Below are 10,212 nucleotides of genomic sequence, written 5' to 3'. Positions count from 1 at the left end.
ACTCCAAAACCCCTTCGGGCCAAAAGTGTTACCCATGTCTCCGGTATAAACCGTAACCCATGTGTCCGGAACGGACCAGGAAGCAATGGTCGGAGTGGCAGGATTTGAACCTGCGACCCCCTGATCCCAAATCAGGTGCGCTACCAGGCTGCGCTACACTCCGACGTCCCGCGGCGTATAGGGGGCGCACGCCCGGAAGGCAACACAAAAACCGAGGTCGGAACTGACGATGCCACTCAGCGTTTCTGGCTGGCGATCTTCCTGGCGATCGCAGCGCCCTGGATCCTTGCATTGGCAAAGCAGCCGCGAATGCTCGGCCGCATGCCGGTGAACCAGAGTCCGGGCAGCTTCGGGTCGTTCGCGGCGCCGTTGAACAGCGGCACGCCCTTGGCGTCGAGCACGCCGAGCCCGCCCAGCATCGTCTCCAGCCCGGTGCGGTAGCCGGTGGCGGCAATGACGATGTCGGGCGCGATCGTCTGTCCATTGTCCAGCACGACGCCGTCGCGCCTGAATTCGCGCAGCTGCGGCACGACGATGATGCGCCCGGCCTTGATGGCATCGACCGCGCCGTCGTCGGCGGCGATCGCCGTATAGTCGGAGCCGAGCCGGCTGGCGCCGCCGGACGGGGCAGGGGGCAGGCCGTATTTCGTCAGATCCCCGAACACCAGGCGCTGCGTTGCCGCCATGGCCGCGTCCGCGAGCCGTGTCGGCAGGCTTGCCATCACCGGCGAGATGCGATGCACCGCGATCTTGCCGATGCGCTTGGGCAGCAGCGAAGGTCCGTTGCGCGCCGAAAGCCACATCTGGCCCGTCTCGACGCGGGAAAGATGGTTGAGCGCGTCGAAGCCGGAATTGCCGGCGCCGACCACCAGCACCTTCTTGCCGGCATAGTCGCTCGCCTTGCCGAAATCGGCCGAGTGGATGATCGATCCTGAAAAATCCGCCATGCCCTTCCAGGCCGGGATGAAGGGTTGACGGTCGCGCCCGGTGGCGACCACCACATATCGCGCCGCCTTCAAGCCCGCGCTTGTCCGCAGCAGCCAGTGGTCGCCACGAAATTCGATTCCTTCGACCTTGACGCCGAAGGCGATCGGCAGCCTGTGCGTCTCGGCGAAATCGTTGAGATGGCGGATGACGGCGCTGCGGTGCGGGAAGGCCGGCGTTCCCGCGGGATAGGAAACGCCCGGCAGCGAAGAAAGATCGCGATGCGTGTTGAGGTGCAGGTTGTCGTGGCGGCGATGCCAGGGCTCGGCCAGCCGTTCCTCGCGTTCCAGGATCTGCATCGTCACGCCGGCCTTGGCCAGCGCATGCGCGGCGGCAAGCCCCGCGGCGCCCGCGCCGATGACAATTGCGCCTTCCAGTATCGCTGGCTCGCCGGCCCCCGACGGCAAGACTTTCGCTTCCGCGCCCATACGTGTCTTTATCGCCGTCATCATGCCTTCAACTGGCACGACCATGTATCTGACATATGCCGCCCACGGGCCAAAAGGAATAGGCCTATGTTGCAAAGACCTCCGGCATTGTGTCGCGGATTTTTGCAAGCGCCGGCTAATGAACCGGGTCGGCGTGGCGATGCACCAGCTTGAACGCGCCGTCCTCCAGCCGGAACACTTCCGTGACCCGCAAGGTCATCTCGGTCGCCTCGCCGTTTCTGCCCATGCGCGCCTTGGCATGCTGCAAGCCACTCCAGAAGGCCAGATCGCCGCTTGCCGACGCCTGCAGCACCTCGAGGTCGGTGTTGCCGCCTTTGTGGAAGCTCACAGCATCGCGCTCGTAACGGCCGGCAACCGCTTCGGCCCCTTCGAGATGGTCGCCGCGCGGCGAGAAGAACGTCGCCGGCCCGGCACGGGTGACGATCGCTTTCAGCGAGGAGGCGTCGCCGTTGACATAGTCCCCGGCAATCTTCTCGCGCTGTTTCATGAAGGCATCGAAGGACGAGCCGCCAGGATGCACCGTCCTGATCCAGGTCTCCAGGCTGGCCATGAAATTCTCGAGGAAGGTGGCGGTGTCGGCGTTGGTCACCGCGCCTTTGTCGTCCAACAGCTCCGAGACATTGCCTATATAGGCCTCCGGCTGCTGCATCACCGGCATGTCGAGGAAGACGAAGGTTTGTCTCAGCGCATGGTTGGAGCCGAAGGCGCCGATCTTGCTCGGGCTGACGCTGACGACCCCCGCGGGCAGGCCCTTGAACACGCTCTTGCCCGGCGGCCGCGAGCCGACATCGAGCGCATTCTTCAGACAGCCCGGGATCGAGCGGTTGTATTCCGGGGTGACGAACAGCACCGCGTCGCATTCGCGTATCGCCGCGCGGAAGGCCGACCACGCCGCCGGCGGGCTGTCGCCGTCCAGATCCTCGTTGTAGAGCGGCAACTCGCCGATCTCGATGAAGCGGCAGCGCACCGAATCCGGCGCGCGGGCGGCGAGCGCCTTGGCGATCTTGCGGCTGAAGGATTGGGCGCGCAGGCTGCCGACAAGCACGGCGAGCTGCAGGACGGGGTGTTCGGTTGCATTGGTCATGGCGAACGTCCGCTTCTGATGGATGGTTCACGGGAAGGCTGGCTCCGGCCCGCCGCCCGACCTTTCGATAATGTCGCCGGCGCGGCGAGGTTCCCAGCGCCGTGGGAACGCAGGGGCGCTTGCGGCCTTGCCGCCGCGCCGATTGCACAGTAATGACGGATTGGCGTGAAATCGGGGCTTCCGTAGAATCCCCGGAGGCGCTGAACGAGGTGCCCGGTCTTCGGGCGGCAAAGAGGTGGTCATGTCCGCGCGCATTTTCAGTCCAGCCAAAACCGCGATGCAGTCCGGCAAGGCCAAGACCGGACATTGGGTGCTGGAATTCGATCCCGCCCAACGCAAGAAGATCGATCCGCTGATGGGCTACACCACCTCGGGTGACATGCTGAGCCAGGTGAAGCTCACCTTCGACACGAAGGAAGAGGCCATGGCTTATGCCGAGAAGGAAAAGATCGCCTATCGCGTCGAAGAGCCGAAGGAAGCCAAGCGCCGGCAGATTTCCTATTCGGACAATTTCCGCTATGACCGCAGGACGCCCTGGACGCACTGACTTCCCGAGTCTTGCCTCGCCTTGGCGTAGCGCGCATCAGCCGGCCCGGCCGGCCGACGGTCCCGTAGCTCAGCTGGATAGAGCACCGGCCTTCTAAGCCGATGGTCGCAGGTTCGAATCCTGCCGGGATCGCCAGTTTATTCAACGGCTTACGGGACTTGGCTGACTCTGGATCCAACCTTCGCCAACGGCTCGGTCGCGAAAAACCTCGTCAGAAATCACTCACCGTCTGCCCGGCCGGGCCGCCGAGATAAGTGTTCCACACATAATCCCGAAGCATTTCCCGGTGCTCCTCCGTTCGGTGGTGGTAACCCGGTCTTTCGGGGTACGACACGCCGGCGAGGTGAAAGAAGGCGCCGTCGATGAACTCGTGGTGCCCGACCGCGCCGGCCATGGTCATCGGGCTTTCACGCACCAATGCGACGGCCACATCCTTGTCGGCGTCCAACTTAGAGTAAAAGAGCGCCCAATTTGCGCCTCCAGTATCCAAGCCGAGATTGAGGCGGGGTTCGAAGTTCAGCTTATGGCCAGCTACGGCCGAGAACCGGTAGAAGCAAAAGCCCGCCCACAGGTTCCAGTGCCGATCTCCCGGCTTTGGCTTGTAGATGTGGTTTTCCCCCGGAAGGAATTTCTTCCCGTAGGCCGCCTTGTCTTCCAGCTTGGACGGAATATCGAAGGGGGCGACCGGGAAGCAGTCGTGATCGATGAAGCCGAACAGCTCCGGTTTCAAATGCCTCACGATATTGTTGAATGCCCACGTGATCGCCGATCCGTGCGATCTCGACAGATGCTTCTCAATCCGCATCGGCAGCGCGAGATAGGGGACGTCCCGAATTCGGCAGATGCGGGCAATGGCCTCCCTGGCCTCAGGTTTTGTCGAATTGTCGACGACCACCAGCGTCATTCCCGGCGGCTGGATTTCCCACGCCTTCGTCAAGGCGTCGATCACCCACGGCGTATTGAAAGCGATCGTAATGCAAACGCGCGATACGCTTGCGTCTTGTAACTGCTTGGCGAGCAGGTGCCCGGATGCCCGTCCTCGACTTTCGAAATTCTTATAGACGAATTGGTTGCGAAGCATCTTGGCCTGGATGACGGCCTGGCTTCTGCTTAGTCTGTCCACGATTGGTTTGAATGCCAAGGCTGCCTCTCGAAGCGGCAAACCCCCCGATACTCCCTTTGCTTGGCAGCGTAAGAAAAATCAAGCAGCCTGAAGATTTCATCGGGCGGGCAACCCGGCCTCAAATTGACTATCGACACCCATTGATACGAACTCGGGATCGCCAGCGCACCGGCGACGATCTGACGACAGCAAACTAAAACGACCACCTCCGCCGCTGGCGCCAAAGGTCTACGGGGGATCGCCATAGGCGATACCAACCGGCTCTCCTAATTTGCTCGGCAATTGGGTAGTCGCCGTACATCTTGAAGAACTGCAGCACGCGTGGGCTGGCGAAGGCCTTCTTGCCTCGAGTGTTGTAGTCGCTGACCGGAAGGTGGTGTCGGCTGAGAGCCAGGCCTTTTCGAGAAAGCGCGACACCGATGCAAAACTGTTCGGGTGCGTCTGTATTGGTCAATTCGCGTACTGCCAGCATCGCGGAATAGGCTTCGGTCAATGCACCGACATTGGCTCGATGAATGCCAAGGATTCCACTTTGCCACATCGGTTCGTGCCCAGTCAGGGTATAGTCTGCGATTTTGACGCCTTTGCCTGTAAGAACCGGGTAAAGCCGATGCTCGCCCTCGCACTTACGCATGAATGAACGAGTCGGCGAAATCTGTCGGAACCCTCTGGATGGATCGACATAAGGGTAATGGTCCGAGTCCATGAAGATCAGGCGGTCGGCTTGCTTCAGGATTTCGATGAGGAACGCGGCCTTGATGCCGAAATGATAACGCCAGCCGAAAGACATCAACTCTTTCTGCTCGGCGGTTATAGCAATCGTCTCGACGGGGTATCCGCGAAAAAGCTCGGGCCTGTCGGTTGCAACGATTATTCTGGCGCCTAGGCAATTGTGCAAAAGCTTAAGTGCGCTCAGCAATGCGCCAAAGTGATAAACCTCGTTATCGCCATAAGCGATATAACCAAAAACGTCGTTCATTCGATCAATGGGAGAAGTGCCGGGGACCTCCCACTACCAACACGCGCTACCGCAATCCACTCAAAACTTTCCTGATGTCGGTGCGCTTTCGGGTGGGCCGCTCCCTTGCGCCGCCCAAAGTTCCCGGTTGATGGTTCCGCCGGTCCGGGGCTATGTCGCATGAGCGTTGGGGAAGAGATCTGAATGTCGGCGCTTTCCAAATGGCTGAGGGACATGCGCTCCAAGTTACCGGAGCATGTAACGGTTGGCCGTCACACCTACGGCGTGACATGGCGAAAGGTTCTGTTCCCCTTGAAGGATGCTCCGCTGCAAGTCGGAGCCTTCTGCTCGGTTGCCGGTCGAGTGCTTTTCATTTGCTCTGGCCAGCATCCAACCGACAGCGCAACATCATTCCCGATCTACAGCCGATTGCTGAAGCAGCCCGAGCCGATCGTTAATGGCGGCAAACCGGCCGGCATCACCGTCGGCAATGATGTCTGGATCGGCAACGGCGCGATGATACTGCCGGGAGTGGAGATCGGCGATGGCGCGATTGTCGGCGCCGGAGCCGTCGTCATCAAAAAAGTGCCGCCCTACGCGATCGTCGGCGGGTCTCCGGCCACCCTGATCAGGTATCGATTCCCGGAGGAGACCATATCGAAGCTTCTGGCGATCCAATGGTGGCGCTGGGACGATGACAAGATCAAGAGCGAGGCGGCCTCGCTCACCGGCCCGATCGAGGCTTTCGTCGAGAAGCATTTTGTGGCAGGCACCGCGGCGAAATAAGGGTTGCGGTGGCGAATGACCAAATCGTGTTTCTTTCTGGCCACGGACGCCGAATACTTTCCATATGCCTGCCTGGCGGCGCGTCGGATAATCGATGTCTCGACACCGGTCGACGGCTTTCTGCTCTACACCGGTGCGAGCGAACCGGACCTAGACGTCGCCCGCCATCTGCTGAAAGGCAAGGTCGAGCTGGTCGATGTCACGGACTTCATGACGAATTTCGGCTTTCGCTTCGGAACATACAGCATTGCCGCTTACGTTCGGCTTTTCGCCGACCAGTTTCCGGTTTTCGAGCTGTACGATCGCATCGCATACACAGACTGCGATGTCCTCTTCAACAGGGACATCAGCGACTTGATCGGGCAACCGCTGCGCGCCCCGCTGCTCGCCGCGCATGACGACTACATGTATTTCAGGCCTTCATACCGGCAAAAGCTCAAGCTGGCGCCCGGCGCGCCGTATTTCAATTCCGGTGTCGTCGTCTTCGACATGAACGCTGTCCGGGAGAATGCCCTGCTGGAGCAGACGCGAAAGACCGCCGTCCAAGGCCAGATGAACGATCAAAATGCCCTGAACGTCGCCTTCGAGGGCAAATGGCAGACGATGCACCCCAACTGGAATTTGCAATCGCTCGGAACGAGAGAATTTCGCTTCTCGCAAGCCTGGGCCAGGCATTTCGCGGGCGGCAAGCCGTGGGGCAATCAGGTCGGCGTCGAACTCGAAGCTCTCGGGGTCTGGCGCGACCTGGCAAAGGACACGCCCTGGCGCAAGCCGTTCGAGCAGCGCATACCCTTCGAGCGCGGCGTGATGAAGCGCTTCATCCGGCGCTTCGATGCTGTTGCTGGCCTTTTCGGCAAGGACGTGCAACGCCGCCGGGCCAGGTATGACGGCACGAAGATGCATCGGATCTACGCCCGGCAGGCGGATGAAGGAGCGATGGCGGTCCAGTTTCCGGAAGTGCTTGGCGGATTCGCCTGATCGGGTCGCGCAAGCCTGTTTTCGCCCTCCGCCGCTGTGGATTGTAACCACCCGGTTGCCACGCGCCGGCGCTTGCGTTGCGGCCCGGCATCCCACTCACCGAAATGGAAGGGCCTGAACCCGTCAGGCCCCCGAAGCCCAGCGGCCGGCGTTTTCATGTGCCCAACGGGATGCGTGCTTGAACGTGTTCCGGAGTATGCGTCGGCCGCCGCTTCGCCCTCATGGAAAACAAAAGCCCGCCGCGGCAATGGGAAACCACGACGGGCTTGGCGGCGTCCCCGGTGGGACGCCATGGGAAATCGAGGCTACGCCAGCAGGCCGGCGACCTTGGCCGCCTTGCGCAGTGTCTTGCGGGCTTCCACCGGGCTGCGCAGGCCGTCGAGCGCATCGCGGCAGACACGGCTTGCCGAGCGCCAGGCGCCGTCGCGCGCCTGTCCCGGCCAGCGTTGGTCGAGGCATTCCATCGCTTCGAAACAGCTTGATACCTTCCGCTGGCCGTTTGGCTGGAAATCGATCACGACCGGTTCGGAAAACCAGACATCGTTCATCACTTCCTCCGTTCTTATGATCGTATTTTGGGCAAGCAAGCGACGCCGGATGGCGTCGATGCAGGCCGAGGGCGATTGCCGACCCGCGCGTTAACCAACCACCACGCATTAGGTTCCGAAGAATTTCAAACCGACGATTGGCAGCGTCCGGACGGGCCATGGGCCGGCGGATTCGCGATCCGGCCGGCTGAAAAATCGCGTGACCAAAGTCACTGACGTGCCCTCGCGGACGGCGCTAATGAATCCGGCAGGCTGATGAAAACGCGGGAAGACCTCTCATGCTTATCGCCGTGCTCGCATCCACCATGACCGTCGCCACCTTGATGGCGACCGCTTTCGGACTCTACGAGGAGATGCGGCTGAGCCGTGCCCGCGCTGAAACTGATCGTTTGCGCGCGTTTGGAACGGCGCGTCGGTTTTCCGTCAAGTCGCGCGATCGATAGGCCCGACGCCGCCAGGCATGTTCACTCCGCTTCAGCTGGCCATGTGCATCTTTCGGGCCGGAATCCTGCTTTCTCCGGCGGTGTTCGCGGTGCTGGTGCTCTTGTGGCTTTACTATCGATAGGCGGGCTTGTGGAACGCCGGTCCGCTCTATTCCACCAACACATGCGCCTCGCGCGCGGCGACAACAAAGGCCTCCCTGGCATTGTCCGCCGCGACGTCGCCGCGGATCGCCCGGCGGCACGCGCGCAGCGCCGCGCCGTGCGGCGCGCTGCCGGCATCGCGCCATTGGCCGGTCAGCAGTTCGACAGCCTGCTCGGCGTTGGATATGTGGCGGATCGAGCCGGAAACGCCGACGGCGACTTCGACCGGCCTCGAAAACCATCCTTGGATCATCGCCAACCTCCCGAAAAATGTCGGAGAACGATATATTTTACCGTAGAGTTGCCCCGCGAAACGTCAACTTAACGTGAAGCCGTCTCACCGGTGCGGCACGCGCTGCTCACCGTCCAAGCGGCCTTCGCGAAAGCTCCATCAGTTCCGCCTCGTCGGTGATGCCCGCCATGTAATTGGCGAGGATGCGCGAGGCGCGCGCCTCCTTCTGCTCGGCGGTCTCGCCCTCGACATTGCCGTTTTCGTAGACACGGCCGAGCATGGCCGTCTCGTCGGGGGTGAATGTGTTGCGTACGACGGACATGGCTTCCTCCTACAGCCCGGTCCCCTTTGCCCGGCTAATATTAGCACGCTTCGAGATTGGGAGTGAGTCGCGGCAACATCGTGGCCGAGGTCTCTTCGACCGGTCACGCCGGCTGCGGTGCTTGCATGCCCGCGGTTGGCCATTGCTTTGCCGGCCTCGTTATATTCTTGCCGAATGAGCGCTTCGCTGATACGCATTAGCAGCGTGGAATTTTTCCGAGTCTGCATTGACTTGCGCCCAGAAAAGCACCGCGCGTTCTGTCCGATACCAACAACCCCGACGTGGTGGCAACCGGGTTACGAAGGGGTTCTGGTTGAAAAGAAGCAGGGCAGGTCCCGTGTCCAAATCGGGGCATGCTCACCAACGCTCTGGAACTCTGAAGCCATCGCCCCCATGGCCTTCGGAAGAGCATGAACCACGGGGAAATCGATGGTCACCAAGAAACTTACCGCCAACGCAGAAAGCGCGGCAGCCTTTCTCGCGGTGATGGGCAACGAGAAGCGTCTGCTCATCATGAACTACCTGGCCGAGGGCGAACTCTCTGTCGGCGTGCTCGCTGACAAGGTCGAACTCAGCCAATCGGCGCTGTCGCAACACCTGGCCAAACTGCGCAGGTTTGGCCTGGTCGAAACCCGCCGCGATCGTCAGATGGTCTATTACTCCTGCAAGTCTTCGGCAGCGCGCGAACTCCTGGCGCTGCTCGATGGCCTGCTGGCCATGGACAAGCCGCTTGCCGGACCGGCAAGGCAGGCCTTTGTCGAGAGGATGCGGCGGCCGCAGGCCGCCTGAACTGCCTGCACGCACGGACGAGGCCGGGGGGCCTTCGTCCGGTGCGGCGCCTCGATGGCGTGGACGAGAATAGACGGCAATGCGACAGGCAAAGCGCTGGTTTGCGTTTTGCCGGTTTGTTGTAGTCTTACGAATTCTTAATTTAGCGGCCACAAGTCTGCCGGGAAAGCGTCCGAAACGGGAAGACCTGTCAAAAGGAGCCCTTCGGAATGGCCCTCGCCATGACCTACACGTCCACCCAGAAGTTCCTTCATTGGACACTATTCGCGCTCGTCGTCCTGCTCTACGCCCTGACCTATGGTGACGCTTTTTATTCTCGCGGGGATCCTGCGGTCGCATTCTTCTGGCGGTTGCACATTTCGTTTGGCCTTCTCCTGGCCGCGCTCGTGTTCTGGCGGGTGGTGCTGCGCGGCCTTAGGGGCGCGCCTGGCCTTCCGTCGGAAATGCCCGCTGCCGAGCAGGCAGCGGCGAAGATCGGGCATTTCATTCTCTATACCCTGCTCATCGCCATCCCCGTCCTCGGGATCCTGTTGACCTGGTTCCGGGGCGACGCGTTGAGCTTCTTCGGCCTGTTTATGATTCCCGCACCCTTCGCCCCGGACAGGGTAACCGCACGCACTATTCGCGAGCTTCATTCGCTCTGCGCGAACGGCATATTGATCATGGCCGGCTTGCACGCCATGGCTGCGCTTTATCACCACTTCATTCGCCGGGACACGGTGCTGACCAGAATGTTGCCGCGGAATCGGTAGTCAGCCGGTTTCCGCTCCATCACTTTTGATTGAAGGCGCCGTGACGGCGCGATCGCGGACGCTCGCAAGACTATGA

Annotated in this window: 13 protein-coding genes and 2 tRNA genes; 7 read left to right on the top strand and 8 right to left on the bottom strand. The window is 61.4% G+C overall.

Annotation, left to right across the window (positions count from 1 at the left end; genetic code table 11):
* Positions 1–86 precede the first annotated feature (86 nt).
* The 3 genes from FJ414_RS14260 to FJ414_RS31995 all read right to left on the bottom strand — a co-directional run bounded on the left by FJ414_RS14260 (position 87) and on the right by FJ414_RS31995 (position 2,517).
* Positions 87–163: transfer RNA gene (locus tag FJ414_RS14260), tRNA-Pro, on the bottom strand.
* A gap of 73 nt (positions 164–236) precedes the next feature.
* Entirely contained in the window at positions 237–1,412 is a 1,176-nt protein-coding gene (locus FJ414_RS14255; RefSeq protein WP_140645018.1) for an NAD(P)/FAD-dependent oxidoreductase, read from the bottom strand.
* A gap of 136 nt (positions 1,413–1,548) precedes the next feature.
* Positions 1,549–2,517, bottom strand: coding sequence for an NAD(P)H-dependent oxidoreductase (locus FJ414_RS31995; RefSeq protein WP_181181618.1), 969 nt, complete (start codon positions 2,515–2,517; stop codon positions 1,549–1,551).
* A 241-nt stretch (positions 2,518–2,758) separates the two neighbouring features.
* Here FJ414_RS31995 and FJ414_RS14245 point away from each other — a divergent pair, with 241 nt between their 5' ends.
* Together FJ414_RS14245 and FJ414_RS14240 are read left to right on the top strand one after the other, a co-directional pair.
* Complete coding sequence (locus FJ414_RS14245; protein ID WP_140645008.1) at positions 2,759–3,064, top strand: ETC complex I subunit; 306 nt, start codon at positions 2,759–2,761, stop codon at positions 3,062–3,064.
* A 58-nt stretch (positions 3,065–3,122) separates the two neighbouring features.
* Positions 3,123–3,199 (top strand) — tRNA-Arg (locus FJ414_RS14240).
* Between the two features lie 76 nt (positions 3,200–3,275).
* Here the strand turns inward: FJ414_RS14240 and FJ414_RS14235 are convergent.
* Both FJ414_RS14235 and FJ414_RS14230 read right to left on the bottom strand, forming a co-directional pair.
* Complete coding sequence (locus tag FJ414_RS14235) at positions 3,276–4,205, bottom strand: hypothetical protein (RefSeq protein WP_140645007.1); 930 nt, start codon at positions 4,203–4,205, stop codon at positions 3,276–3,278.
* Positions 4,206–4,380: 175 nt separating this feature from the next.
* The gene (locus FJ414_RS14230) at positions 4,381–5,166 is read right to left on the bottom strand and encodes a hypothetical protein (protein ID WP_140645006.1); all 786 of its coding nucleotides are present in this window, start codon (positions 5,164–5,166) and stop codon (positions 4,381–4,383) included.
* A 183-nt stretch (positions 5,167–5,349) separates the two neighbouring features.
* On the opposite strand from FJ414_RS14230, the gene FJ414_RS31990 reads away from it, so the two are divergent.
* The gene (locus FJ414_RS31990) at positions 5,350–5,931 is read left to right on the top strand and encodes a CatB-related O-acetyltransferase (protein WP_181181617.1); all 582 of its coding nucleotides are present in this window, start codon (positions 5,350–5,352) and stop codon (positions 5,929–5,931) included.
* Between the two features lie 15 nt (positions 5,932–5,946).
* Entirely contained in the window at positions 5,947–6,909 is a 963-nt protein-coding gene (locus tag FJ414_RS14220; RefSeq protein ID WP_140645005.1) for a glycosyltransferase, read from the top strand.
* Between the two features lie 305 nt (positions 6,910–7,214).
* Here the strand turns inward: FJ414_RS14220 and FJ414_RS14215 are convergent, their stop codons facing one another.
* Complete coding sequence (locus FJ414_RS14215) at positions 7,215–7,457, bottom strand: DUF982 domain-containing protein (RefSeq protein WP_095816412.1); 243 nt, start codon at positions 7,455–7,457, stop codon at positions 7,215–7,217.
* 278 nt (positions 7,458–7,735) lie between these two features.
* Between FJ414_RS14215 and FJ414_RS31480 the strand changes: the two genes are divergently transcribed.
* The gene (locus FJ414_RS31480; RefSeq protein ID WP_181167119.1) at positions 7,736–7,900 is read left to right on the top strand and encodes a hypothetical protein; all 165 of its coding nucleotides are present in this window, start codon (positions 7,736–7,738) and stop codon (positions 7,898–7,900) included.
* 148 nt (positions 7,901–8,048) lie between these two features.
* On the opposite strand, the gene FJ414_RS14210 is transcribed toward FJ414_RS31480, so the two are convergent.
* Positions 8,049–8,294, bottom strand: coding sequence for a DUF982 domain-containing protein (locus tag FJ414_RS14210; protein WP_140645004.1), 246 nt, complete (start codon positions 8,292–8,294; stop codon positions 8,049–8,051).
* A 106-nt stretch (positions 8,295–8,400) separates the two neighbouring features.
* On the bottom strand, positions 8,401–8,595 hold the full coding sequence (locus tag FJ414_RS14205) for a hypothetical protein (RefSeq protein WP_140645003.1): 195 nt from the start codon (positions 8,593–8,595) through the stop codon (positions 8,401–8,403).
* A gap of 429 nt (positions 8,596–9,024) precedes the next feature.
* On the opposite strand from FJ414_RS14205, the gene FJ414_RS14200 reads away from it, so the two are divergent.
* On the top strand, positions 9,025–9,384 hold the full coding sequence (locus FJ414_RS14200; RefSeq protein WP_040988334.1) for a metalloregulator ArsR/SmtB family transcription factor: 360 nt from the start codon (positions 9,025–9,027) through the stop codon (positions 9,382–9,384).
* A 209-nt stretch (positions 9,385–9,593) separates the two neighbouring features.
* Positions 9,594–10,136: a cytochrome b gene (locus FJ414_RS14195; RefSeq protein WP_140645002.1), complete on the top strand. Its 543-nt coding sequence runs from the start codon at positions 9,594–9,596 to the stop codon at positions 10,134–10,136.
* Positions 10,137–10,212 lie beyond the last annotated feature (76 nt).

It is taken from the genome of Mesorhizobium sp. B3-1-6 (assembly GCF_006439555.1).
Classification (GTDB): Bacteria; Pseudomonadota; Alphaproteobacteria; order Rhizobiales; family Rhizobiaceae; genus Mesorhizobium.
Note: the sequence above shows the minus strand (reverse complement) of the source record. Positions and strands in the feature narration are given on the sequence as shown.